Source organism: Ancylobacter vacuolatus (genome assembly GCF_030813595.1).
GTDB lineage: Bacteria > Pseudomonadota > Alphaproteobacteria > Rhizobiales > Xanthobacteraceae > Ancylobacter > Ancylobacter vacuolatus.
Genome location: NZ_JAUSUH010000002.1, coordinates 726,821 through 750,558, shown reverse-complemented (window position 1 = coordinate 750,558; position 23,738 = coordinate 726,821). Strand labels below are relative to the sequence as shown.

General features: G+C 67.3%; 21 protein-coding genes. 8 read left to right on the top strand and 13 right to left on the bottom strand.

The window, feature by feature from the left end:
- Positions 1 to 45 precede the first annotated feature (45 nt).
- A complete protein-coding gene (locus J2S76_RS07495; RefSeq protein ID WP_307058998.1) occupies positions 46 to 468 on the top strand; it encodes a RidA family protein in 423 nt (140 codons plus the stop codon).
- Here J2S76_RS07495 and truA read toward each other — a convergent pair.
- Positions 465 to 1,217, bottom strand: coding sequence for a tRNA pseudouridine(38-40) synthase TruA (gene truA, locus J2S76_RS07490; RefSeq protein WP_307058996.1), 753 nt, complete (start codon positions 1,215 to 1,217; stop codon positions 465 to 467). The two genes, J2S76_RS07495 and truA, sit on opposite strands and share 4 nt — an antisense overlap.
- 173 nt (positions 1,218 to 1,390) lie before the next feature.
- On the opposite strand from truA, the gene polA reads away from it, so the two are divergent.
- On the top strand, positions 1,391 to 4,351 hold the full coding sequence (polA, locus tag J2S76_RS07485; RefSeq protein WP_307058994.1) for a DNA polymerase I: 2,961 nt from the start codon (positions 1,391 to 1,393) through the stop codon (positions 4,349 to 4,351).
- Positions 4,352 to 4,825: 474 nt separating this feature from the next.
- Here polA and J2S76_RS07480 read toward each other — a convergent pair whose 3' ends face one another.
- Positions 4,826 to 5,584 (bottom strand): glutathione S-transferase, encoded by a 759-nt coding sequence (locus tag J2S76_RS07480; protein WP_370874711.1) that lies wholly within the window; start codon positions 5,582 to 5,584, stop codon positions 4,826 to 4,828.
- 442 nt (positions 5,585 to 6,026) lie between these two features.
- On the opposite strand from J2S76_RS07480, the gene J2S76_RS07475 reads away from it, so the two are divergent.
- Positions 6,027 to 7,244: a polyhydroxyalkanoate depolymerase gene (locus tag J2S76_RS07475; RefSeq protein WP_307059148.1), complete on the top strand. Its 1,218-nt coding sequence runs from the start codon at positions 6,027 to 6,029 to the stop codon at positions 7,242 to 7,244.
- Positions 7,245 to 7,444: 200 nt separating this feature from the next.
- Positions 7,445 to 8,872, top strand: coding sequence for a homospermidine synthase (locus J2S76_RS07470; protein WP_307058992.1), 1,428 nt, complete (start codon positions 7,445 to 7,447; stop codon positions 8,870 to 8,872).
- 4 nt (positions 8,873 to 8,876) lie between these two features.
- Here the strand turns inward: J2S76_RS07470 and J2S76_RS07465 are convergent, their stop codons facing one another.
- The 3 genes from J2S76_RS07465 to J2S76_RS07455 form a co-directional block, all read right to left on the bottom strand.
- Positions 8,877 to 9,500: a hypothetical protein gene (locus J2S76_RS07465; RefSeq protein ID WP_307058990.1), complete on the bottom strand. Its 624-nt coding sequence runs from the start codon at positions 9,498 to 9,500 to the stop codon at positions 8,877 to 8,879.
- 9 nt (positions 9,501 to 9,509) lie between these two features.
- Complete coding sequence (locus tag J2S76_RS07460; protein ID WP_307058989.1) at positions 9,510 to 10,364, bottom strand: hypothetical protein; 855 nt, start codon at positions 10,362 to 10,364, stop codon at positions 9,510 to 9,512.
- Between the two features lie 122 nt (positions 10,365 to 10,486).
- Complete coding sequence (locus tag J2S76_RS07455; RefSeq protein WP_307058987.1) at positions 10,487 to 11,293, bottom strand: pyrroline-5-carboxylate reductase family protein; 807 nt, start codon at positions 11,291 to 11,293, stop codon at positions 10,487 to 10,489.
- A gap of 159 nt (positions 11,294 to 11,452) precedes the next feature.
- Here J2S76_RS07455 and hemH point away from each other — a divergent pair, with 159 nt between their 5' ends.
- Both hemH and J2S76_RS07445 read left to right on the top strand, forming a co-directional pair.
- Entirely contained in the window at positions 11,453 to 12,562 is a 1,110-nt protein-coding gene (gene hemH / locus J2S76_RS07450; protein ID WP_307058985.1) for a ferrochelatase, read from the top strand.
- A 344-nt stretch (positions 12,563 to 12,906) separates the two neighbouring features.
- A complete protein-coding gene (locus J2S76_RS07445) occupies positions 12,907 to 13,497 on the top strand; it encodes a sugar O-acetyltransferase (protein ID WP_307058983.1) in 591 nt (196 codons plus the stop codon).
- 6 nt (positions 13,498 to 13,503) lie between these two features.
- Here J2S76_RS07445 and J2S76_RS07440 read toward each other — a convergent pair whose 3' ends face one another.
- Positions 13,504 to 14,067 carry a YqhA family protein gene (locus J2S76_RS07440; RefSeq protein ID WP_307058981.1) on the bottom strand — a complete coding sequence of 188 codons (564 nt, stop codon included), beginning with the start codon at positions 14,065 to 14,067 and terminating at the stop codon, positions 13,504 to 13,506.
- A gap of 79 nt (positions 14,068 to 14,146) precedes the next feature.
- Entirely contained in the window at positions 14,147 to 14,962 is an 816-nt protein-coding gene (locus tag J2S76_RS07435; RefSeq protein WP_307058979.1) for an ArsR/SmtB family transcription factor, read from the bottom strand.
- Between the two features lie 117 nt (positions 14,963 to 15,079).
- On the opposite strand from J2S76_RS07435, the gene J2S76_RS07430 reads away from it, so the two are divergent.
- A complete protein-coding gene (locus J2S76_RS07430) occupies positions 15,080 to 15,988 on the top strand; it encodes a DMT family transporter (protein WP_307058976.1) in 909 nt (302 codons plus the stop codon).
- Between the two features lie 137 nt (positions 15,989 to 16,125).
- Here J2S76_RS07430 and rpsA read toward each other — a convergent pair whose 3' ends face one another.
- Positions 16,126 to 17,832, bottom strand: a complete 1,707-nt coding sequence (rpsA, locus tag J2S76_RS07425) for a 30S ribosomal protein S1 (protein WP_026221234.1) — start codon at positions 17,830 to 17,832, stop codon at positions 16,126 to 16,128.
- A gap of 572 nt (positions 17,833 to 18,404) precedes the next feature.
- On the opposite strand from rpsA, the gene J2S76_RS07420 reads away from it, so the two are divergent.
- Entirely contained in the window at positions 18,405 to 19,826 is a 1,422-nt protein-coding gene (locus tag J2S76_RS07420) for an ATP-binding protein (RefSeq protein ID WP_307058974.1), read from the top strand.
- A gap of 294 nt (positions 19,827 to 20,120) precedes the next feature.
- Here J2S76_RS07420 and J2S76_RS07415 read toward each other — a convergent pair whose 3' ends face one another.
- From J2S76_RS07415 to aroA, 5 genes are all read right to left on the bottom strand, one after another.
- A complete protein-coding gene (locus J2S76_RS07415) occupies positions 20,121 to 20,420 on the bottom strand; it encodes a hypothetical protein (protein ID WP_307058972.1) in 300 nt (99 codons plus the stop codon).
- Between the two features lie 87 nt (positions 20,421 to 20,507).
- Positions 20,508 to 21,281 carry a precorrin-6A synthase (deacetylating) gene (gene cobF / locus J2S76_RS07410; protein ID WP_307058971.1) on the bottom strand — a complete coding sequence of 258 codons (774 nt, stop codon included), beginning with the start codon at positions 21,279 to 21,281 and terminating at the stop codon, positions 20,508 to 20,510.
- A 3-nt stretch (positions 21,282 to 21,284) separates the two neighbouring features.
- Positions 21,285 to 21,695 carry a carboxymuconolactone decarboxylase family protein gene (locus J2S76_RS07405; protein WP_307058969.1) on the bottom strand — a complete coding sequence of 137 codons (411 nt, stop codon included), beginning with the start codon at positions 21,693 to 21,695 and terminating at the stop codon, positions 21,285 to 21,287.
- A gap of 15 nt (positions 21,696 to 21,710) precedes the next feature.
- Positions 21,711 to 22,337 (bottom strand): (d)CMP kinase, encoded by a 627-nt coding sequence (gene cmk / locus J2S76_RS07400; RefSeq protein WP_307058966.1) that lies wholly within the window; start codon positions 22,335 to 22,337, stop codon positions 21,711 to 21,713.
- Positions 22,334 to 23,698 carry a 3-phosphoshikimate 1-carboxyvinyltransferase gene (gene aroA / locus J2S76_RS07395; protein WP_307058964.1) on the bottom strand — a complete coding sequence of 455 codons (1,365 nt, stop codon included), beginning with the start codon at positions 23,696 to 23,698 and terminating at the stop codon, positions 22,334 to 22,336. Before aroA ends, cmk begins: the two co-directional genes overlap by 4 nt.
- Between the last annotated feature and the right edge of the window lie 40 nt (positions 23,699 to 23,738).

The window sequence follows — 23,738 nt, the reverse complement described above, 5'->3', positions numbered from 1 at the left end:
GCGAACACCTGCCTCCCCTCCGTCTCCCTGACACAGGCCCACCCCATGCCCCGCCGCACGCTCCAGCCGCCGCAACTGTTCGACAGCCGCCCCTGGGGCTTCTCGCAGGTCAGCGTCTCGCCGCCGGGAACCCTCGTCCATGTCGCCGGGCAGGTGGCGTGGGATGCCGACGGCAAGGTGAGCGCGGTGGGGCGCGAGGCGCAGCTGCGGCAGGTGCTGCGCCAGGTGATTCTGGCGGTGGAGGCCGCCGGCGGCACCGCCGACGACATCCAGATGCTGCGGCTCTATATGCCCGGCTTCCACTCCGGCCCGGAGGCCGACCTCGTCGGGCGGGTGCTGGCGGAGGTGTTCGGCACGGAAAACCCGCCGAGTTCGACCTGGATCGGCGTCGACGCCCTCGCCCAGCCGGAATATCTCGTCGAGGTCGATGCGGTCGCGGTGCTGGCTAGCGGTGGCGGTGCTGGCTAATAGCTGACCTCCGCCAGATAGAGCCCGGCCGAGGGCGCCATGGGGCCGCAGCGCGTGCGATCGGCCGCCTCCAGCGCGGCGCTCACATCGTCCGGCGTCCACGCCCCCTCGCCGACCTTTACCAGCGTGCCGACCATGCTCCGCACCTGGTGGTGCAGGAAGGAGCGCGCCTGCGCATGGACGCGGATCTCCATCCCCGGCCCTTCCAGCGGCACGGTTTCCACCGCCAGCCGGTCCAGCGTCTTCACCGGCGAGGCCGCCTGGCAGCCAATGGCGCGGAAGGTGGTGAAGTCGTGCCGGCCGATCAGCCGCGCGGCGCCCAGCGCCATCGCCTGTGTGTCGAGCGGCCGCAGCACCCGCCAGGCCCGGTTGCGCTCCAGCACCAGGTCCGGCCGGCGGGCGATGATGCGGTAGAGATAGCGCCGCCCGGTGGCGGAGAAGCGGGCGTGAAAATCCTCGGCCGCCGGCTCGGCCTCCAGCACCGCGACGGGATGCGGGCGCAGATGCGCGTTCATCGCGTCGCGCACCGTGTCCGGCTTCCAGTCGCGGGCGAGTTCGATATGGGCGACCTGCCCGGTGGCGTGCACGCCGGCATCCGTCCGCCCGGCGCCGTGCACCACCACCTCCTCGCCGGAAAAGCGGCGCACCGCCTCGGCGAGCACGCCCTGCACGGTCCGCCCCGCCGCCTGGACCTGCCAGCCGACAAAGGGGGTGCCGTCATATTCGATGGTGAGCTTGTAACGGGGCATGGCGTTTTCCTGCGCGCTCTGTAGCGCCCGAACGCCGGCGCGTCACCTGCGCAGCCCAATGCCCCGTCACGCCCTCAAGCCCGGGGATGAGGGAGCGGGTGTCACCCCTCCTCTCACGCCCCTTGCCCCGGCGCGGCGGCGGGGGCATCGTGCGGCCGCAAACGGAGCCCGCAATGCCCGCCCATGATGCCCCTGATGAAACCGTCGACGCCGGCGACCATGTCGTCCTGATCGACGGCTCGGCCTATATTTTCCGCGCCTATCACGCCTTGCCCCCGCTCACCCGCTCCTCCGACAAGCTGCCGGTCGGCGCGGTGGCCGGGTTCTGCAACATGCTGTGGAAGCTGGTGCGGGCCGGGCAGAATGGCGGCGGATTCGCGCCGAAGCCGACCCATCTCGCCGTGGTGTTCGACAAGTCTGAGCAGACCTTCCGCAAGGACATCTACCCCCTCTACAAAGCGCAGCGGCCGGAGCTGCCGGAGGATCTGCGCCCGCAATTCCCGCTGATCCGCGAGGCCACCCGCGCCTTCGATCTCGCCTGCGTCGAGCAGTCCGGCTTCGAGGCCGATGATCTCATCGCCACCTATGCCGAACAGGCCAAGGCCAAGGGCGCCCTCGTCACCGTCATCTCCTCCGACAAGGATCTGATGCAGCTGGTCGATGGGCTGGTGCGCATGTACGACCCGATGAAGGACAAGGCGATCGGCGTCGAGGAGGTGTTCGAGAAGTTCGGCGTCGCCCCCGACAAGGTGGTGGACGTGCAGTCGCTGGCCGGCGATTCGGTAGACAACGTGCCCGGCGTGCCCGGTATCGGCATCAAGACCGCCGCCCAGCTCTTGGGGGAATATGGCGACCTCGACACGCTGCTGGCCCGCGCCGGCGAGATCAAGCAGACCAAGCGCCGCGAGAACCTGATCGAATTCGCCGACCAAGCCCGCCTGTCGCGCCAGCTGGTCACGCTCAAGCGCGACGTGGCGCTCGATGTGCCGCTCGACGATATCGCCGTGATCGAGCCGGAAGGGCGCAAGCTGATCGCCTTCCTCAAGGCGATGGAGTTCACCACGCTGACCCGCCGCGTCGGCGAGGCCTATGAAATCGACATCGCCGCCATCGACCCCGATCCCGGGCTGAAGGCGGGGGGCGGGGACACAACCTCGCTGCTGGCTGGGCTGGACCCGGACACGCAGGAGCCGGCCTCGCCGCTGGACGACGCACCGAGCGCGGCCGACGGCTTCACCCCGCAGGCGCTCGCCGCCGCGCGGCAGAAGGAGGCCACCGCCACCCCGGTCGACCGTTCACGCTATGAAACAGTGACGACGCTCGCCCGGCTGCAGGAATGGATCGTCCGCGCCACGCAGATCGGCATTGTCGCGGTCGACACCGAGACCACCGGCCTCGACCCGATGCAGGCGGAGCTGGTCGGCTTTTCGCTCGCCACCGGGCCGAACGCGGCCTGCTATGTCCCGCTCACCCACAAAGGCGGCGATGAGGGCCTGTTCAGCGAGGGGCTGCTGCCCGGCCAGATTCCGCCCCGCGAGGCGCTCGGCGCGCTGAAGCCGCTGATGGAGGACCCGTCTGTCCTCAAGATCGGCCAGAACCTGAAATATGACTGGCTGGTGCTCAAGCGCGCCGGCATCGAGGTCGCGCCCTACGACGACACGATGCTGCTCTCCTATGTGCTGGACGCCGGCGCCTCGCCGCATGGCATGGACCCGCTCTCCATGCGCTGGCTCGGCCACACCCCGATCAAGTTCGAGGAGGTGTGCGGCAAGGGCAAGGGGCAGATCACCTTCGACCGCGCCCCGCTCGACAAGGCCAGCGAATACGCCGCCGAGGATGCGGACGTCACGCTGCGGCTGTGGCGGGTGCTGAAGCCCCGCCTCGCCAGCGAGGGCAAGGCCACCGTCTACGAGACGCTGGAGCGCCCGCTGGTCGCCGTGCTCGCCCGCATGGAAGCGCGCGGCATCATGATCGATCGCCAGATGCTTTCGCGGCTGTCGGGCGAGTTCGCGCAGGGCATGGGCCGGCTGGAGGCCGATATTTCCGAGATGGCGGGGGAGAGCTTCAACCCCGGCTCGCCCAAGCAGCTCGGCGACATATTGTTCGGCAAGATGGCCATTCCCGGCGGGCGGAAGACGCCGACGGGCGCGTGGTCCACCGGGGCCGACGTGCTGGAGGAACTGGCCGAGCAGGGGCACGAGCTGCCCCGCCGCATTCTCGACTGGCGCCAGCTGCAGAAGCTGAAATCGACCTATGCCGACGCCCTGCCCTCCTATGTCCACCCCGAGACGGGCCGGGTTCATTCCTCCTTCGCGCTGGCCGCCACCACGACAGGCCGGCTCTCCTCCTCCGAGCCGAACCTGCAGAACATCCCGGTGCGCTCGGAGGAAGGCCGCAAGATCCGCAAGGCCTTCATCGCCGCCCCCGGCCACAAGCTGATCTCGGCCGACTACTCCCAGATCGAGCTGCGCCTGCTGGCCGAGATCGCCGACACGCCCTCGCTGCGCCAGGCGTTCCAGGACGGGCTCGACATTCACGCCATGACCGCCTCGGAAATGTTCGGCGTGCCGATCGAGGGCATGCCGGGCGAGGTGCGGCGGCGGGCCAAGGCGATCAATTTCGGCATCATCTACGGCATCTCCGCCTTCGGGCTGGCCAACCAGCTCTCGATCCCGCGCGAGGAGGCGGGGGCCTATATCAAGCGCTATTTCGAGCGCTTCCCCGGCATCCGCGCCTATATGGACGAGACCCGCCTGTTCGCCCGCGAGCATGGCTATGTGGAAACGCTGTTCGGCCGGCGCTGCCACTACCCTGATATCAACGCCAAGAACCCCTCGATCCGCGCCTTCAACGAGCGCTCGGCGATCAATGCCCGGCTGCAGGGCTCGGCCGCCGACATCATCCGCCGCGCCATGGTGCGGATGGATGCGGCGCTGGAGAAGGCCCGCCTTTCCGCCCGCATGCTGCTGCAGGTGCATGACGAACTGATCTTCGAAGTGCCGAACGAGGAAGTCGCCGCCACCATCCCGGTGGTGCGCGAGGTTATGGAGCTCGCCCCCTTCCCGGCGGTGGCGCTGAAAGTGCCGCTGAAAGTCGACGCCCGCGCGGCCGAGAACTGGGACGAGGCGCATTGAGGGGCGGGCGGCGGACAGCTGGCGCCATGGGGATGCTCTCCCCCGCATGGGCGCCGTCAGCGCCGGGCTTGACCCGGTCCTCCACGTCTTCCTGACGGGCGTCTTGAGCAGGTGCGAGGGGAACGGCCTGCGTGCTTCGAGGCCGACCTTTCGGCCGGCACCTCAGCATGACGGAGGCTCTCCCCGGCCGAATGCGCGCCGTCATCCTGAGGTGCGAGCGCAGCGAGCCTCGAAGGATGGGCGAAGAAGAGCGTCGCGCCTGCGAGCCTCCTTCGAGGCCCGGCCATTCGGCCGGGCACCTCAGGATGACGTCGCTCGGCGGTCGGGCAGGCCGCAAAGCCCCGCGCCAGCCCTCATCCCCGGGCTTGACCCGGGGACCCAGCCCAGTCGCTCCGCGCGGGCCCCGGGTGGCCGGGTCTAGCCCGGCCATGAGGGAAGGTCTGGATAGTCCGCCGCAGCACTCCGACACCCCCCTCAGAACTCGACGTCCAGCTCCTCCATCTCGTCCGGCTCCTCCCGCGCCGCCGCCACCCATTCCTTCATCGCGGGCAGGGCCAGCATGGCCTTGCAATAGGCGCGGCTCCTGGCGTCCAGCGGCACGTCATAGGTGGTGAAGCGGGCGCAGACCGGGGCGTACATCGCGTCCGCCAGGGTCGGTGCCGGCCCGAACAGATAGGGACCGCCATAGGTCTTCAGGCATTCGGTCCAGATGGCGAGGATGCGGACGATGTCGCCCTGCGCGCCGCTCCACACCTTGAAGCCGGGATGGTGCGCCTTGAGGTTCATCGGCAGCGCCGAGCGCAGATTGGCGAAGCCCGAATGCATCTCGCCGCTGATCGAGCGGCAATGCGCCCGCGCTGCGCGATCCGTGGGCAGAAGCCCGGCCTCTGGCTTCAATTCGTGCAGGTATTCGGCAATGGCCAGCGTGTCCCAAATCCGCAGCCCCTCATGGTCGAGCCGCGGCACCAGGAAGGAGGAGGATTGCAGCAGCAGCTCGGCCCGGATCGCCGGGTCGTCGGCGGAGACGCGCGCCTCCGCCACATCGAGCCCCGCCAGCCGGCAGAGCAGAAAGCCGCGCAGCGACCAGGACGAATAGTTCTTGCTGCTGATGGTCAGCACCGCCGCCGGTGCGGCGGCCTCTGCAGCGGCGGCGACTTTCGCTGGTTTCGCCACAGCTTTGGCCGCAGGTTTAGCGCCGGCCTTCACCCCCGCCGCCTTGCCCGGAGCCTTCATCGTCCCGCGCGCGGCGGGTTTGGCGGCGGCCTTGGAGACAGAATTGGAGGCAGGTTTGGAGGTCGAGGCGGGCATGGCAGGCTTCCTGTTCCGGCGCGGCGTCCATTGTGCGGCCCGCAGGCGGCAATCACACTTCGTGCCATTCCTGACGCAGGTATGACGCCCGCCTTTTCCGCACCGGCATCCCCGCGCAAGCCAGGGGTAGCAGAATGATCGCTGGGTGCGCTGGCCGGGTGCGTGCCCGCTACTCCGCAACCGTCTTGGCAGCGGCCTTGCATCCGCTCTAGGATAGGTCCGGCAGGCCCCATTGCTGGCGAACCGTGCGCCCCGCACCGACCGCCGCACATGGACCCTCTGCCGGAGCGCGCATGACCTCTCGCCGCCCACCTTGTCGTCGCCCGAGCTGCTGCCGCGCAGGCTTTTGCCGGAAGATTCCCCGCCGATGATCTATGCCGCCTATCAGGCCCAGTCCGACCTCCTCGATCCGATCCGCCTGGCCGCGCGCCTGTCGCGGCAGATGATCGGCACGATGGGCGGCTTCGGCGACACGCCACTGCTGCGCAATGTCACCGCCGCCTGCGAGATGATCGAGCGCGCCGGCCTCAGCCATGAGCGCCCGGCCTTCGACATCGGCACCGTCACCTCAGGCAATCGCGAGGTGGAGGTGCGCGAGGAAGTGGCGCTCACCTTGCCCTTCGGCTCGCTGCTGCATTTCGCCAAGGATGTCGACCAGCCACAGCCGCGCCTGCTGGTGGTCGCCCCGCTGTCCGGCCATTTCGCCACGCTGCTTCTCGACACGGTGAAGACGCTGCTGCCGGAGAACGACGTCTACATCACCGACTGGCACAATGCCCGCGACGTGCCGCTCTCCGCCGGCGGCTTCGGCTTCGACGATTATGTCGGCCATGTCGTGCGCTTCCTGGAGGAGATCGGGCCGGGCGGGCATGTGCTGGCCGTGTGCCAGCCCTGCGTTCAGGTGCTCGTCGCCTGCGCCGTGATGGCGCAGGAGAACAACCCCGCCCAGCCGCTGTCGATGACGCTGATGGCCGGGCCGGTCGACACCCGCATCAACCCGACCAAGGTCAACGAGCTCGCCACCTCCAAGCCGATGGAATGGTTCGAGCAGAACCTCATCGCCACCGTCCCGCCCGGCTATAAGGGCGCGGGGCGGCGGGTCTATCCCGGATTTCTGCAGGTCAGCGCCTTCATGGCGATGAATCTGGAGCGCCATGTGAAGGCGCATGTCGGGCTGTATGAGAACCTCGCCATGGGCGAGCAGGCGAAGGCCGACACCACCAAGACCTTCTATGACGAGTATTTCGCCGTGCTCGACCTCGCCGCCGAGTTCTATCTGGAAACCATCGACAAGGTGTTCCAGCAGCACGAGCTGCCGCGCGGCGTGCTCACCTATCGCGGCGGCAGCCTGGATTTCCGCGCCATCCGCCGCACCGCCCTGCTCACCGTGGAAGGCGAGCGCGACGACATCTGCGCCGTCGGGCAGACGGTGGCGGCGCAGGACATCTGCACGGGGCTGCGCCCGCATCTGCGGCGCCACCACATGCAGGCCGGCGTCGGCCATTACGGCGTGTTCTCCGGCCGCCGCTGGAAGGGCCAGGTCTACCCCCTGGTGCGCAACCACATCCTCGCCGCGGATGCGTGAGGGGCCCCCCCGCCCAAGGTGAGGGAGCCTCCGTCATGCTGAGGTGCCGGCCGGAAGGCCGGCCTCGAAGCATGCAGCCCACGTCGCGCCGCCTCCCCCGCAACCCCGTCACGCGCCCGTCACCATTGACGCGGCAGGCTGCGGCGTCCCATGGTGCGCGCGCATCTGTGCCTTTTGGAACCAAAGGAGTGTCCCCGCGAATGTCAGTCTGGCCGGTCTACGGAAAAATCGACGGTCCCCTCGTGCTCATCGGCTTCGGCTCGATCGGGCGCGGTATCCTGCCTCTCCTGGAGCGGCACTTCGATTTCGACAAGGAAAGCCTGACCGTCATCGACCCGGTGGACGACCACCGCGCCCTGCTGGACGAGCGCGGCATCCGCTTCCTGCAGCTTGCCATCACCCAGGAAAACTACCGCGAGGTGCTCACCCCCCTGCTCACCACGGGCGGGCGCGGCTTCGTCATCAATCTCTCGGTCGATACCGGCTCGGTCGACCTGATGCTGTTCGCCCGCGAGCTCGGCGCGCTCTACATCGACACGGTGGTCGAGCCCTGGCTCGGCTTCTATTTCGACAAGGACGCCACCCCCGCCAGCCGCTCCAATTATGCGCTGCGCGAATCCATGCTCAAGGCCAAGCGGGCCAATCCCGGCGGGCCCACCGCCGTCTCCTGCTGCGGCGCCAATCCGGGCATGGTGTCCTGGTTCGTCAAGCAGGCGCTGGTCAACCTCGCCACCGATACCGGCCTCGCCTTCACCGAGCCGACCAGCCGCGAGGGTTGGGCGGAGCTGATGAGCCGCGTCGGCGTCAAGGGCATCCACATCGCCGAGCGCGACACCCAGCGCGCCCGCGACCCGCGCCCCTTCGGCATGTTCGTCAACACCTGGTCGGTGGAGGGCTTCGTCTCCGAGGGGCTGCAGCCGGCCGAGCTCGGCTGGGGCACGCACGAAACCTGGATGCCGGAGAACGGCCACACCCATAATTTCGGCTCCGGCGCGGCGATCTACCTGATGCAGGCCGGCGCGGCGACCAAGGTGCGCACCTGGTGCCCGACGCTGGGCCCGCAGCACGGCTTCCTCGTCACCCATAACGAATCGATCTCGATCGCCGACTATTTCACCGTCCGCAACGGCGCCCAGGTCGCCTACCGCCCGACCTGCCACTATGCCTACCATCCCTGCAATGACGCGCTGCTGTCCTGGCACGAGATGTTCGGCAATGAGGGCCGGTTCGACGGCAATTGGTCGATCCTGACCGAGCACGAGATCGTCGACGGGCGCGACGAGCTCGGCGTGCTGCTCTATGGCCACGCCAAGAACGCCTATTGGTTCGGCTCGCAGCTCACTATCGAGGAAGCGCGCAACCTCGCCCCCTACCAGACCGCGACCGGGCTGCAGGTGACCTCCGCCGTGCTCGCCGGCATGGTGTGGGCGCTGGAAAACCCGCAGGCCGGTATCGTCGAGACCGACGAGATGGACTATCGCCGCTGCCTGGAGATCCAGAAGCCCTATCTCGGCACGGTGCAGGGCTACTACACCGACTGGACCCCGCTGGACGGTCGCCCCGGCCTGTTCCCGGAAGACATCGACCCCACCGACCCCTGGCTGTTCCGCAACATCCTGGTGCGGTGAGGGATCAGACGTCGCGCAGCTGGTAGACGAATAAGTAGACCAGCGCCGTGTTGCTGCAGAGCGCCGTAATGGCGGCGACGGCATAACTGCCCGGGCGAAAGCCCGGGTTTTGCCGGTGCGTCTTGAAGGTGAGCAACGCCAGCGCGAAAAGAGAGTAGATCGCGGCTGAGGCCATGGGCGCAGCCATGCTGCCGCCATCGGTCAACTGGCCGGCCAGAGAGTGGATGCCAGGAATCCAGCCCAGCGTCATCAGCAGGTGATCGGCCACGAGGGCGACCAGCGAGAACGTCCAGACGAAGACCAGGAACGTTCCCCACTGGTCGACCCGCCGCGCGTTAGAGGTGGTGTTGCGGGGGATCAGCAGCCCGACGGTCTGCACCAGCATGATGGTGCCCATAACGCCGACGATAAGGCCGAAATTCAGCGCTGCCACGGCGAAAAGGCCGCCTTGCGTGCCGACGAGGCTGCGCGCGATGGCGAAAAAGATGCCCGAAACAATGAGAGCGGCGACGTTGTTCTTCATGTTCGCCGACGCCCCGGGAATCTTCTCCGGAGGGATCTGCGACGAGATCAGCATCTTCTTGTAGGCGCCCAAGATGTCGCTGAGATACTTGATCAGGAGTTCCATCGGTCGACCTCACGGTGAATCGGCGAGCCATGTGATCGTCCAGCTGGGCTCCGTGTGAGGTCGACGACCGGAGGCCTCGCGCAGGTCGAGATCATTGAGCCAGAGCCGCGAGCTTGCTCCCGGCTCGCCCGCGAGAACGAAGTCGATGCAGGACGGCCTGCCCCCCGCATATTGGCGCATCTGGGTTTCGATGTGAGCATAGCGCGTGTATTTCTGCAGGGCCGCGTCCACCTGGTCGTCCGGATCGAACTTTCCGTCGGCCACCGCCTGGCCCACCAGCCGCATATCCCGCGTCACAACCTTGATGTCGGTGAAGCGGTCTTCGAACAGGAACTGCTCACGATTGCCGCTGCGTACGTCGTCTGTGCGTCGGCAATTATTGCCGGGGCCCGGGTACGTTCGGTGGAAGCCGACCAAAACCGCCGGTTGGTCGCGCGGCGCCATGTGGAAGCTGACATAGGCGGCCAGATCGACCGTGGTGCCGAAGCCGGAAAAGTCTCTCGGGATCAAGTATAGCGCGCGCAGCAAAGGCACGAACCCGCATTCGGAAAAGCCCGGCCGAATGATCCGCACCTGAGTGGCGCGGTAGTCGTTATTGGCTCGCATATTAACGAACTTAATCGCCATTGCGCCGGCGTCAGTACTTGGAAAGAGATAAGCAAAGCGCGTGCGGCCGGGCGGGAGAGTTGTTTTGCGCCGGCTGCTCATTTCCTTCCATTTGCCGCCCTCCTCAACGAACAGGGCCGGCCGGCCAGCCAATTTTGCTGCCACAGCATCGGGGACCGGGCACGCGGCGGCCAATGCTTGCCCCGCCAGCAAAAGGCACGCGAAGACGCTCAGCAGCGCGCGCGATGCTCCGGTCATGCCGTCCTCCTACAATCATAAGACGATTATTTAAGAATATACCTCTTATGATTGCAGTACAACCGAACTTTGGCGATGAGCGTGGCAAGCCGGTGGCGCCCGTTCCGCCCCCTCTCCTCGCCTCAGCCCTCCTCCCGCCCGATGGTGAGGCAGCGAAGGCGGGCGGCTTCCAGACCCTGCGCGACGATCTCGGTGAGGCCGGCGGCGCGCAGCGCCTCCAGCCCGGCCGCCGTGGTGCCGGCATAGTCCACCATCTCAGCCACGAAATAAGCCGCCGGCCGCTCGCTTCCCGCCAGCAGCGCGCCGGCGGCATGGAACAGCTGCCCCACCGCCCGCCGCGCCACATCCGGGGCGACGCCCTGCGCTTGCGCATAGTCCTGCACGCTGGCGGCGAAGGCGGCAACGAAGCCCGGCACCGGCCCGGTAATGGCGGTGAACACGTCGATCTGGCTCTCATCAGGCACTTCGTCGCTCGCCCCGCAGGCGGAGAACAGCGCCCGCACTATCGCCCGGTCGTGTTCGCTCACCCCCTCCCCGGCGAACCAGGGCGAATAGGCCATGCCGATGGCGGCGGCCGGTGAGGACATTGCCCGCACCACCCGCGCCGCGCCGCTGATCGCGCCCAGTTCCGCGACGCTCACCCCGGCCATCACCGAGACCACCAGCCGCCCCGCGCCTTCAAAGCGCAGCTTGCGGCCGATGGCGGGCGGCAAGGCGAGCAGGATGGTGTCGCATGCGTCCGCCAGCGTCTGGATATCGGCGGTCCAGTTCAGCCCGGGAGTGGCGGCCAAGGCCGGCACCGGGCCGGAGCGATTGGCGATCCACATCCGCGCCGGGTCCACCGCCCCCGCCCGCAGCAGCGCGCTCGCGATCGCCGCGCCGAGCTGGCCGCAGCCGACAAGCCCGAACGTTCCCGTCATTTTGTCCATGTCGCCCCCTCCCGCGCTGAACCCCGGCGCGCCGGGCAGCGTACAACACACGGGCCGAAACCTGCGCGCGCCTGCGACATGCGTCCGGTTGGAATGCGCCGCCCATCCCCCTATAAGCACGGCAGAAGTTGCCGGCAGCAATCCGTCGAGGGAGTACCGATGACCAAGCCTGTTCCGGTGGACGCGGCACACGTGGCTCTCGCCCCCGCCCTCACCCCCGCCCTCCGCCGCGGCCCCGATGGCGGGCTGCCCGCCGGCCATCCGCCTGTCAAATTCGGCAAGATCGGCGTGCTCATCGTCAATCTCGGCACGCCCGACGGCACCGACTACTGGTCGATGCGGCGCTACCTCAAGGAGTTCCTCTCCGACCGCCGGGTGATCGAGGTCAACCGCGTGCTGTGGTGGTTCATCCTCAACGTCATCATCCTGTCCATCCGCCCGCAGGCCAAGGGCAAGGACTACGCGACGATCTGGAACAAGGAGCGCAATGAGGGCCCGCTGCGCACCATCACCCGGTCGCAGTCGGAAAAGCTCGGCGCCGCGCTCGCCCCGCGCGACGGCCGCCTCGTCTTCGATTGGGCGATGCGCTACGGCCAGCCCTCCATCGCCTCGCGCATCGAAGCGCTGCAGGCGCAGGGCTGCGAGCGGCTGCTGCTCATCCCGCTCTACCCGCAATACGCCGCCGCCACCTCCGCCACGGTGTGCGATGCCGCCTTCGACGCGCTGAAGAAGATGCGCTGGCAGCCGGTGCTGCGCGTCGCCCCGCACTGGCCGGACGAGCCGGCCTATATCGAGGCGCTGGCCAATTCCATCACCTCGGAACTGGCCAAGCTGGACTGGGAGCCGGAGCTGGTGCTCGCCTCCTTCCACGGCATTCCGAAGGAATATTTCGACAAGGGCGACCCCTATCACTGCTACTGCTACAAGACGATCCGGCTGGTGCGCGAGCGGCTCGGCTGGCCGGAGGGCAAGCTGCGCCTCACCTTCCAGTCGCGCTTCGGCAGCGCCGAATGGCTGCAGCCCTACACCGACAAGACGGTGGAAGCGCTGGCGAAATCCGGCGTGAAGCGCCTCGCCGTGCTCACCCCCGGTTTTGTCGCCGACTGCCTGGAGACGCTGGAGGAAATCGCCGGCGAGAACGCCGAGATCTTCCACCATAATGGCGGCGAGAAGTTCCACTTCATCCCCTGCCTCAACGACTCACCCGATGGCATCAAGGTGCTGGAAGCGGTGGTGAAGCGCGAGCTGAAGGGCTGGGTGGAGCTGTAGGGGCGCCCACGAGCGCCCTCATCCCCGGGCTTGGCCCGGGGACGCAGCCTCGCCGCCGTCTCCGGCACGAAGCCGGGGTGGCCGGGTCAAGCCCGGCCATGAGGGATGTGCGGGAGTGGAGCGCCCGCCGGGAACAGCCTGCGGGCCTCAAAGCCGGCCTCGCGGCCGGCACCTCAGCCTGACGGCCTCTTCTTCCGGCGAACCCTCGTCATCCCAAGGTGCGCGCAAAACGCGCCTCGAAGGACGCAGGGCCTCCCTGTCACCTCCCGAAACCGAACGTGTCTTGCCGCCTCGACGGCCATCGCGGATGCAGGGGGCCCGCGATGTGCCACGGAGCGCCGGAGATGTCCCCTACCCGCAGCGAACCCGCTTTGCCCGCCGCCGACGATCCGCGCAGCGAGATGCAGCGCATGCTGGCCGGCGATCTCTACCGCGCCAGCGATCCGGAGATTCAGGCCGCCGAGCGGGCCAATTTCGCCTGGCTGGCGCGGTTCAACGCCTCGCTCACGCTCTCGCGCGCCGAGCGGCGGGCGCTGCTGGCGGAAGGGCTCGGCACGGTGGGGGAGCGCACCGGCATCCGCCCGCCCTTCCACTGCGATTACGGCTTCAACATCCATCTCGGCACGGGCGTCTTCCTCAATTTCGACTGCGTCATCCTCGACGTGGTGCCGGTCCATATCGGCGATGGCACCGAGATCGGGCCGGGCACCCACATCTACACCGCCGACCACCCGCGCGACCCGGACGCGCGCCGCTCCGGCCTCGAATTCGGCCGCCCCGTCACCATCGGCCGCAATGTGTGGATCGGCGGCAAGGCGATCATCCTGCCCGGCGTCACCATTGGCGACAATGCGGTGATCGGCGCCGGCGCTGTTGTGACGAAGGACGTGCCGGCCGGGGCCACGGCGGTCGGCAACCCGGCGCGGGTGAGGTGAGGCGCGCTACTCCTCGCGGCCGCTGCCGGCGAAGCGGTCGGTGAAGGCCAGCACGGCATAGGCGACGAGAAACAGCACGCTCGCCGCCATCAGCCAGCGCACCTGCGTTTCGCTCACATCGGTTTCCAGCCGCATCAGCGCCTTCAGCAGGGTGATGGCGCTGATCGCCATCAGCGAGGCGAACAGCTTGAGCTTCAGCCCGGAAAAGCTGATCCGCATCATCCAGGCCGGCGAGTCCGGGGCGTGGCGACGGTCGATCTGCTCGACGAAATTCTCGTAGCCGGACTGGATGATGATGACCATCAGCCCGCCGACCAGCACGAGGTCGATCAGGGTCAGCAATTCCATGATCACTGCGGTCTCGGTGAGGCTGGGCAGCTGGAACGCGAAGCTCCACAGCCGCAGCGCGAAGGCGATGACCAGCAGCACCAGCCCGATCGACAGCCCGAGAAACAGCGGCACCATCGCCCAGCGGCTGAGCAGCACGACCCGGACGATAAGGCGCCCCGGCCAGGCCGAATTCGCGGTCGCCGGTGCCGGCGGGGCATCGCGCGGCGGGTCTGACATCATGCTCCGCGCCTCCGCGCTGGCGTCCAGGTCGCGGGAAGCGCCGGGAGAGAGCCGAGTCTAGCGGAGGAAAGTGACACCATCAAACGCCTCGGCCGCACTCCCTCGACGACGTCTCCCCCTCCCGCCAGTCCGGCGGCAGATGGAAGGTGGCGATCAGCCCGGCCTCGCCGGCGCGGGTGAGGGTGAGGGCGCGGCTGCCGGGCACGCGGGCGAGCCAGCCGAGCGCCAGCAGCCGCTCCAGCAGCCCGGCGCCGAGCCGGCCGGAGAGGTGTGGGCGCCGCTCGCTCCAGTCGAGGCAGGTGCGGCACAGCGGGCGGCACAGCGGGCGGCCCGGCGGGCGGGCGCGGCCGCCTTTGCCGGCGCTCTCGCCCGACCCATCGAGGTCGAGGCCGAATTCGGCCATAAACACCCGCCCCTGCGGCGTCGGCTCCACCGCCTCGCCCTCGTCGGCGAGCCGCACATGCCCCTGCGCCTCCAGCGCGGCCAGCAGCGCTACCGCCAGCCGGCCGGCAAGGTGGTCGTAGCAGCTGCGGGCGAGCCGCAGCGCCTCGTCGCGCGGGCCGGGTGGGCGATGGCGCGGCGGGCCCATGGCGGCCGCCACCATCAGCGCGTGCATCACCCCGGCGATCTCGGGCGAGGCCAGCCGGTAATAGCGGTGCCGCCCCTGCGCCCGCGCCGCCACCACGCCGGCCGCGACGAGCTTGGCGAGGTGCCCGCTGGTGGTGGGCGCGCTCACCCCGGCATGGCGAGCCAGCTCGCCCGCGGTCAGCGCCGGCCCGCCCATCAACGCCAGCAGCATGTTGGCGCGCGCCGGATCGCCCAGCAGCGCAGCGATTTCGGCGATGCCGGCACCGGCGGCGAAGGGCGTGGCGGGATGGGAGCCGGGGGCGTTCATGCCGCAAGCTTAACCCGCCGGCGGGCCGCGCGTCAGCCGATGACGCTTCGGCCACGGCCGAAACATCGGCGCGGCGCGGCGGGCTAGACAGTGCCTCCCTCACCTGCCGGACGCCCCATGGAAAAGCCCCGCCTCGCGGTTGAACTCGCCTTGCTGCTGCTGCTGTCGACCCTGTGGGGCGCCTCCTACAGCTTCATCAAGATCGGGGTGGAGACGATCCCGCCGCTCAGCTTCATCGCCGGCCGCACCGCGCTCGCGGGCGGGGCGCTGTTGGCGGTGCTGGCGTGGCGCGGCCTGCGCCTGCCGGCGGACCGGGCGACATGGCGCGCCTTCCTCATCCAGGCCTGCCTCAACAGCGCGGTGCCCTTCACCCTCATCGCCTGGGCGGAGACGCGGCTCGGCGCCGGGCTGGCGGTGATCCTCAACGCCACCACGCCGATCTTCGCCTTCCTGATGGCGGCGCTCAGCGGGCGGCATCCCTCCGGCGGGGTGCTGCGGCTGGTGGGCGTCGCCTGCGGGCTGGTGGGGACGGGCCTCGTGGTCGGAACGGAAGCGCTCAGTGCGGACGCCTTCGCGACGCCGGGGGCGGTGCTGGCGCCGCTCGCCATCCTCCTCGCCACGGCCTGCTATGCCGGCGCGGCGCTGTTCGGCGCGCGCTTTGCCGGGCTCGATCCGATGCTGCCAGCCTGCGGCTCGCTGCTGTGCGGCACGGGGCTGCTGGTGCCGCTGGCGCTGGTGGTCGACCGGCCCTGGACGCTTTCCCCCTCGCCCGCCTCGCTGACGGCACTGGTGGCGCTGGCGCTCGCCTGCACCGCATTGGCTTTCGTGCTGTATTTCCGCCTGCTGCGCACGCTCGGCCCGGTGGGCGCGACGGCGCAGGCTTATCTCCGCGTGCCGATCGGCGTCGGCATCAGCGTCGTCTTCCTCGGCGAGACTCTGGCACCCACCGCCAGCCTCGGGCTGATCGCAGTGGTGATCGGCGTCGCGGCGATGACGCTGCCGAGGGTGTGGCCCGCCGGGCGGTGAGCCCAAACAAAACAGCCGGCGTGTCACCACGCCGGCCGTCTTTAGCTTTGTCGATCCGCGCTCAGGCGGGCCGGGTCAGGCGGCTCAGGCCGCCTTCTCGGAGAGGCTGTTCAAACGGCCTTCTCCGGAGAGGCGGATCAATCCGCCTTCTCGGCCTGCTTCTTCAGCGCGGCGCCGAGGATGTCGCCGAGCGAGGCACCGGAATCCTGCGAGCCGAACTGGGCCACGGCTTCCTTTTCCTCGGCGATTTCCAGCGCCTTGATCGAGACCTGCACCTTGCGCGCCTTGCGGTCGAACAGGGTGACGCGGGCGTCGAACTTCTCGCCGACGGCGAAGCGGTCCGGACGCTGGTCGCCGCGGTCGCGGGCCAGTTCCGAGCGCTTGACGAAGGCGGTCATGTCGGAGCCGATGATCTTCACATCGACGCCGCCATCCTTCACGTCGATCACTTCACAGGTGACGATCGCGCCCTTGCGCAGTTCGCCGGCATCCTGGAAGGGGTCGCCGCCGAGCTGCTTCACGCCGAGCGAGATGCGCTCCTTCTCGACATCCACGTCGAGAACGACCGCCTTGATCATGTCGCCCTTCTTGAACTCCTCGATCACCTGCTCGCCGGGACGGTTCCAGTCGAGATCCGACAGGTGGACCATGCCGTCGACGTCGCCGTCGAGGCCCAGGAACAGGCCGAACTCGGTCTTGTTCTTGACCTCGCCCTCGACCACCGCGCCGGCCGGATACTTCTCGGCGAAGGCGTCCCAGGGGTTCTGCAGCGTCTGCTTGAGGCCGAGCGAGATGCGGCGCTTGACCGGATCCACCTCGAGGATCGCCACTTCCACTTCCTGCGACGTGGCGACGATCTTGCCGGGGTGGACGTTCTTCTTGGTCCAGCTCATTTCGGAGACGTGGATCAGGCCTTCGATGCCCGGCTCCAGTTCCACGAACGCGCCGTAGTCGGTGATGTTGGTGACGCGACCCTTGAAGCGGGCCTCGACCGGGTACTTGGCCTCGATGCCCTCCCACGGATCGCCCAGCAGCTGCTTCATGCCGAGCGAGATGCGGTGGGTCTCGTGGTTGATCTTGATGATCTTCACCTTGACCGTCTGGCCGATGGAGAGCACCTCGGTCGGGTGGTTCACGCGGCGCCAGGCGATGTCGGTGACATGCAGCAGGCCGTCAATGCCGCCGAGATCAACGAACGCACCGTAATCGGTGATGTTCTTGACCACGCCGTCGATGACCTGACCCTCTTCGAGGTTCTGCACCAGCTCGTGACGCTGCTCGGCGCGGGTCTCTTCGAGAACCGTGCGGCGCGAGACGACGATGTTGCCGCGGCGGCGATCCATCTTGAGGATCTGGAAGGGCTGCGGGTTGTGCATCAGCGGGCCGACATCGCGGATCGGGCGAATGTCCACCTGGGAGCGCGGCAGGAAGGCCACGGCGCCGTCGAGGTCGACGGTGAAGCCGCCCTTGACCTGGTTGAAGATCACGCCGGTGACCTTCTCGGTGGCGTTGAACGCCTTCTCCAAGCGGACCCAGCTCTCTTCGCGGCGGGCCTTGTCGCGCGAGAGCACGGCTTCGCCCAGCGCGTTCTCGACGCGCTCGAGATAGACCTCGACCTCGTCGCCGACCTTGATTTCCTGGTCGCGGCCGGGGCCGGCAAATTCCTTCAGTGCCACGCGGCCTTCGGTCTTCAGGCCGATATCGATGATCGCGAGATCCTTCTCGATCGCGACAACGATACCCTTGACGACTGAACCTTCGGCGAGCTCCGATTCACCGAAGCTCTCTTCGAGCATGGCGGCGAAATCGTCACGAGCGGCGGCAAGCGTTTGAGTAGCGGACATAGATGCTCCTTGCCAGGATCTGCGCCGGATTGGGTTGAATGAGCCTCCTCCTCCACGGGCGCCGGGACTGGCAGGCCCGGCGCTGTCCACCCGCAAAGGCGAACCCGGCGCGCTGGCCGTGAGGGACAAGGCTTTGAAAGCTCTACGCCACGCCGCCCGGACGCGGCCCCTTGAAAGGAGCGATCACGCATGGGCACGCGGTACTGTCCGGGGCACGCCGCGAGGCAGGATCGGAGGACTGGCCTCCAAGCACGGAGAGCGCGCATCCCGCGCCCCCGGCCCTCCCGATGGACCGCCTCGATGAGATGGTGGCCCGGACAAGCGCGTGCAATAGCGCAAGGGGAGGGGAAGGGCAAGGGTGGGGGGCAAGCGGGAGGGAGGGAGTGGTGAAACACTCCCTCGCTGGTTCTTGAGCAAAAGCGGACTTAGTCGAAGACGCCTTATTCGCTCAGCTAACCGAACTGGAAACTGGTACCGACCCACACCAATGGGACCGACATTCAGGATTTAGGCGAACCAAAATTATCCGTTATATGATATCGGCACGGGCTCTTAGAATTTGGAGATTGGACGTGATCACCGATATTGCGGACATCTTTCGTACTGTCGGCCAACCGACCGTGACCTATGTTCAACGGGATAACGGAAAGCTCGAGCGGGCGCTTGACTCCGCCCTGAGCGAAAGAGGTCAGCTGTGCCTAATTACGGGCCCATCAAAGACCGGGAAAACGACCTTATACCGAAAAGTACTGGATGATCGGGGGGCGCGCCCTTTGATTGTTCGGTGCGACAAGAGCTTAACATGCAACGAATTATGGAGAAAGGCGCTTGAAGCTGTCGATTTCGACCGCGTGGAAACGCGGAGCCGGGCGTCGTCAAAGAGCGCTAGCGGCGAGTTAGAGCTATCTACCGATGTCGGCTGGAAATGGCTCGCTAAGGCTTCCGCCAAGCTTAAAGCTGTCGTATCTATTGACTCCACAGAAACTGAGATTAGAAACAAGGTTTTAGCAGATCCCGGCCCAGACCTACTTGTTCCAATACTTAGTTATACAAATTACGTATTGATTATTGAAGATTTTCATTATATTTCAGACAAAGAAAAGGTTCTTTTATTTCAACAATGGAAAAGATTCATTGACAATGAAATTTCTATAGTTGTTCTAGGCACTACTCATCGAGCTGTTGATATCGCTAATAGCAATAAAGATCTAATTGGTCGAATTAGACAGATCGACATTGCTCAATGGAGCCAAACTGATCTAGAGGCAATTTGCCATCTTGGATTTGGCTATCTAGGGGTTAGTTTTGAAAAAGAATTTGCTACGTCTATTTGTCAAGAAGCTGTCGGCCTTCCTATAATAGTTCAGCAGTGCTGTTTAGAATTGGCGCAAAGCAAGGGCATTAGGAGCATTAGTGGATCCATTAAAAGTGGTATAAAATTCAATAACTCGGAAATCGAGGCAGCGCTTCACAATGTAGCGTCTCAAAGATACAGCCAGTTTAAATCTCACTACGACACATTAATTAAAGGCCCACGAGAAAAATCTCGAAAATACCGTACTTATGAATTGATAATTGGATGTTTTACATTAGATCCAATAAAATTTTCTCTTTCTAGAACCGAAATAGATAGGCGTGTAGCCAAGCTGTGCGAAGTATCTGAAATTCCTCCCGCAGCCTCAATGAACTCAACGTTTGGCGCTTTAAAGAAATTTCAAGAGAGAAGAAATTTTGAACTTCTAGAGTGGCTACCAAATGAAGAGGTGTTGTATATTGTTGAGCCGTCATTTTTATTTTATGTTAGATGGAGAAGTCCGAAGAATACACCAAATGTCCAGCTTGATTTTTTCGAAATACTTATTAAAAATCAATGGTCCGAAGCGGATTCTGAAAGACTGAGTTCGTTCAACAACCTAATCAAAGCCGCACGTTTGTTCAAAGACCGGCATAGCTCAGTAAGGCCTCGGGCTAGACCAAAAGACACATTGGGCTAGCCCCTCACCGCCGCCCAGCAGGATGAGCCCGGTGCATACCCCGCTCGCGATGACGCCAGCGGGGGTGCCGCGGGCGATGCCGGCGAGGCGCATCTGGCCGAGGCACGAGCCCTGGAAGTCCGTCATCCCGGCCGCAGCCGAAGGCGGAGAGCCGGGATCGTCCACCTGAACAGGGACGCGATCCCGGACAGGACCTGCGGTCCTTCCGGGATGACGTCGGCGGAAACGTTTTCAAGCAGGCTCCCGGCCGGACGGGCGTCCGGCGCGGTCCGCCCCCAGTCCGGAGAAGCCTCCTCACCGCCTCCCCGCCCGCACCACCACCGCCACGCCCAGCAGGATGAGCCCGGTGCACACCCCGCTGGCGATGATAGCGGCGGGGGTCATGCGGGCGCCGCCGGCAAGGCGCAGCGGGCCGAGGCGCACCTCATAGGCTGCCTTCATCTCCTCAGGATGGGTCGGGGGTGCGGCCAGCCAGTCCAGCGCGGGGGACGCCTCGCGGCCCGCCACGCGGGCGGGGGCCGCCGGGCGGATGGTGTCTGCCGGGCGGGCGGTGTCCGGCGGGGTGGCGTGGGACAAGGCGGGAACGGGCGGCATCGGCGTCTCCTCCAGCGGAGGCGCGATTATGAACCGGATCGGCGGGCCGTCGAGGCTTTACCCGTCGAGGCTTTGCGCGTCGCGGCTCTACCCCTGCCGCCGCGCCAGCCACACATCCATCACCCAGCCGCGCGCCGCCTTCACCTGCGCCCGCGTCTCCGCAATCGCCCCGGCGATCTCGGCGCAGGCGCCGGCGTGCAGCACCTGCCCCGCCGTGCCGAGATTGGCCCCCCACCAGAGCTGGCCTTTGAACCCGCGCGCGGCCAGCGCGGCGAGCCCGGTGCCATCGTCCAGCAGCACGGCGAAGGCGGGGGCGTTGGGCGTCGCCGCAGCCACATGGCGACCGGTGGTGAGCAGCACTTCCTCGCCAATGGCGTTGAGCGGCATGGCGTGCGCCGCGCACAGCGCTTGCAGCGCGGTGATCCCCGGAAACACCTCGACGGCGAAGTCAGCCTGCGCCCGCGCCCGCGCCCGCGTGAGCACCCGCAGGGTGGAATCATAGAGCATCGGGTCGCCCCAGACGAGCATCGCCCCGGTCTGGTCCTCGCCCAGCTCGCCGGCGATCAGCCCGGCTAACAGCGCCGCACGGGCGCCGTGCCAGTCCGCCACCACGCCCTCGTAATCCTTCCGCGCGCCCTCGAGAGCGGCGGGGCGGCGGGGCGGGCTGGGGGCGCGCACCACCCGGTGGCCCGGCTTGCCGAAGCGGGCGATCAGCTCTTCGCGGGCGCGCACCAGTTCGCCGGCGCCCTCCGATTTGTCGAGCAGGAAGAACGCATCGGCTCGGCCGAGCGCTGACAGGGCGTGGCCGGTGAGCCCCTCCGCCTCGCCCATGCCGATGCCGATGACCAGCAGCCGCCGCATGGCCTAGTCCGCCTTTGCAGCGAGACCACGCGCGGCAAACACCTCCTTGGCGATCATCAGCGCGTCGAGCGCGGCGGGGAAGCCGGCATAGAGCGCCATCTGCATGATCACCTCCACCACCTCCTCGCGCGTGGCCCCGACATTCAGCGCCGAGCCGATATGCACCCGCAATTCCCGCGCCGCATGGCCAAGGCAGACCAGCCCGGCGACGGTGGCGAGCATGCGGGCGCGCAGGTCGAGCCCGGGGCGGGAATAGACGTCGCCATAGCCGAACTCAAAGATATAGCGGGCGAAATCGGGCGCGACATCGCCCAGCGCGGCCATCACCTCCTCGCCGGAGCGGCCGGTGATTTCCGACAGCCGCGCCTGGCCGCGCGTGAGGCGATCCGTGTCGTCCGATGTGTCGGCTGTCATTGCCCGTCTCTCCCTTTAGCGGCCCGTGCGCGCGGCGACGATCTCCAGCGCGCGGGCGATACTGGCGTCGCGGCCCAGGGCCGTGTTGTCGAGCACCACGGCGTCCGCCGCCCGAATCAGCGGTGCGCTGGCGCGGCCACTGTCGCGCTCGTCGCGCCGGAGGATGTCGGCGAGAACCTGCTCATAGGTGACCGGCTCGCCGCGCCCGGCCAATTCGCGATAGCGACGCTCGGCGCGTGCTTCCGGCGTCGCCGTGACGAAGATCTTCACTTCGGCCTCGGGCGCGATGACAGTGCCGATATCGCGCCCGTCCAGCACCGCGCCGCTCGGCTGGCAGGCGAAATCCTGCTGCAAGGTCAATAGCTTGGCTCGCACCTGCGGCAGCACCGCCACCCGCGAGGCCGCCTCGCCCACGGCGCCCGATTTCAGCGCCTCGGGATCGAGAGCGGCAAGGTTCAGCGCGCCGGCAAGCTGCGCCAGCGCCGCCTCGTCCTCGAAATCGACGTGATCCGCCAGGGCCTTGGCGCCCACCGCGCGGTACAGAAGCCCGGTGTCGAGATGCGGCAGGCCGAAATGCGCCGCCAAGGACCGCGCGATCGTGCCTTTGCCCGAGGCGGCCGGCCCGTCAATGGCGATGATCATGCCGCGAGAGCCTCGGTGTCGATGAGAGCCCCCAGCCCCCGCATCTGCGGCAGGAAGGTGGGGAAGGAGGTGGCGATGAAGGAAATATCGTCCACTTTCAGGGGCGTGTCGGTGGCGAGCCCCATCACCAGAAAGCTCATGGCGATGCGGTGGTCCATATGGGTGGCGACCGTGCCGCCGCCCGCCGCCGCGCCGGTGCCCTCGACGATCAGGTCGTCGCCCTCGATCCGATAGGCGACGCCGGCCTGCGCGAGCCCGTCGGCAACGGCGGCCAGGCGATCGGATTCCTTCACCCGCAGCTCGGAGAGCCCGTTCATCCGCGTCTCCCCGGTGGCGAAGGAAGCCGCCACCGCCAGCACCGGATACTCGTCGATCATCGAGGGCGCCCGCTCGGCCGGAACGGAAACGCCTGTCAGCGCGGAAGCCCGCACGCGGATGTCGGCGACGCTCTCGCCGCCCTCCACCCGCTCGTTCTCGAAGGTGATGTCGGCACCCATCTCCTTGAGCGTGATCAGCAATCCGGTGCGCAGCGGGTTGGTCATCACCCCTTCGATCACAACGTCCGAGCCGGGCACGATCAGCGCCGCCACCAGCGGGAAGGCGGCGGAGGAAGGGTCGGCCGGCACATGGATCGGGGCCGGCTTCAGCTCCGGGCGGCCCTTCAGCGTCACCTTGCGGCCGTGTTCGCCATAGGGCTCCACCGTCACCTCGGCGCCGAAATGGGTGAGCATGCGCTCGGTGTGGTCGCGGCTCGCCTCCTTCTCGATCACGGTCGTCTCGCCCGGCGCGCCGAGGCCGGCGAGCAGGACGGCGGACTTGATCTGCGCCGAGGCGACCGGGCTCTCATAGGTGATCGGCACCAGCTCCTGCGGGCCTTTGAGGGTGAGGGGCAGGCGCCCGCCCTCGGCGGCGTCCACCACCACCACGCCCATCTGCTCCAGCGGGTCGAGAATGCGGCGCATCGGCCGGCGGCGCAGGCTGGCGTCGCCGTCGAAGGTGGCGGTGATCGGGTTGCCGGCCACCATGCCCATCATCAGCCGCGAGCCGGTGCCGGCATTGCCGAAGTCGAGCACGCCCTCGGGCGCGCGCAGCCCGCCGACGCCAAGCCCGTGCACCCGCCATTCGCCCTCGCCCACCCGCTCGACATCCGCCCCCAGCGCGGCGCAGGCCTTGGCGGTGTTGAGCACGTCCTCGCCCTCCAGCAGGCCGGAAATGCGGGTCTCGCCGATGGTGAGCGCGCCGAAGATGAGCGAGCGGTGCGAGACCGACTTGTCGCCGGGAACGCGCACCCGGCCCTTGAGCGCCGGGGAGCGGCGGGCGAGGGCGGGAACGGGGAGGGCGGCGTGACCGGTGCTGCTCATCACTCAAGCCTTGTCTTGTGAAGTGAGATGTCGTGTGAGG

Bases quoted from the DNA above. Each gene is read 5' to 3' on its own strand.
- J2S76_RS07495 (WP_307058998.1), top strand. From the start codon at position 46: ATGCCCCGCCGCACGCTCCAGCCGCCGCAACTGTTCGACAGCCGCCCC.
- truA (WP_307058996.1), bottom strand. From the start codon at position 1,217: ATGCCCCGTTACAAGCTCACCATCGAATATGACGGCACCCCCTTTGTC.
- polA (WP_307058994.1), top strand. From the start codon at position 1,391: ATGCCCGCCCATGATGCCCCTGATGAAACCGTCGACGCCGGCGACCAT.
- J2S76_RS07480 (WP_370874711.1), bottom strand. From the start codon at position 5,584: ATGAAGGCTCCGGGCAAGGCGGCGGGGGTGAAGGCCGGCGCTAAACCT.
- J2S76_RS07475 (WP_307059148.1), top strand. From the start codon at position 6,027: ATGATCTATGCCGCCTATCAGGCCCAGTCCGACCTCCTCGATCCGATC.
- J2S76_RS07470 (WP_307058992.1), top strand. From the start codon at position 7,445: ATGTCAGTCTGGCCGGTCTACGGAAAAATCGACGGTCCCCTCGTGCTC.
- J2S76_RS07465 (WP_307058990.1), bottom strand. From the start codon at position 9,500: ATGGAACTCCTGATCAAGTATCTCAGCGACATCTTGGGCGCCTACAAG.
- J2S76_RS07460 (WP_307058989.1), bottom strand. From the start codon at position 10,364: ATGACCGGAGCATCGCGCGCGCTGCTGAGCGTCTTCGCGTGCCTTTTG.
- J2S76_RS07455 (WP_307058987.1), bottom strand. From the start codon at position 11,293: ATGGACAAAATGACGGGAACGTTCGGGCTTGTCGGCTGCGGCCAGCTC.
- hemH (WP_307058985.1), top strand. From the start codon at position 11,453: ATGACCAAGCCTGTTCCGGTGGACGCGGCACACGTGGCTCTCGCCCCC.
- J2S76_RS07445 (WP_307058983.1), top strand. From the start codon at position 12,907: ATGTCCCCTACCCGCAGCGAACCCGCTTTGCCCGCCGCCGACGATCCG.
- J2S76_RS07440 (WP_307058981.1), bottom strand. From the start codon at position 14,067: ATGATGTCAGACCCGCCGCGCGATGCCCCGCCGGCACCGGCGACCGCG.
- J2S76_RS07435 (WP_307058979.1), bottom strand. From the start codon at position 14,962: ATGAACGCCCCCGGCTCCCATCCCGCCACGCCCTTCGCCGCCGGTGCC.
- J2S76_RS07430 (WP_307058976.1), top strand. From the start codon at position 15,080: ATGGAAAAGCCCCGCCTCGCGGTTGAACTCGCCTTGCTGCTGCTGCTG.
- rpsA (WP_026221234.1), bottom strand. From the start codon at position 17,832: ATGTCCGCTACTCAAACGCTTGCCGCCGCTCGTGACGATTTCGCCGCC.
- J2S76_RS07415 (WP_307058972.1), bottom strand. From the start codon at position 20,420: ATGCCGCCCGTTCCCGCCTTGTCCCACGCCACCCCGCCGGACACCGCC.
- cobF (WP_307058971.1), bottom strand. From the start codon at position 21,281: ATGCGGCGGCTGCTGGTCATCGGCATCGGCATGGGCGAGGCGGAGGGG.
- J2S76_RS07405 (WP_307058969.1), bottom strand. From the start codon at position 21,695: ATGACAGCCGACACATCGGACGACACGGATCGCCTCACGCGCGGCCAG.
- cmk (WP_307058966.1), bottom strand. From the start codon at position 22,337: ATGATCATCGCCATTGACGGGCCGGCCGCCTCGGGCAAAGGCACGATC.
- aroA (WP_307058964.1), bottom strand. From the start codon at position 23,698: ATGAGCAGCACCGGTCACGCCGCCCTCCCCGTTCCCGCCCTCGCCCGC.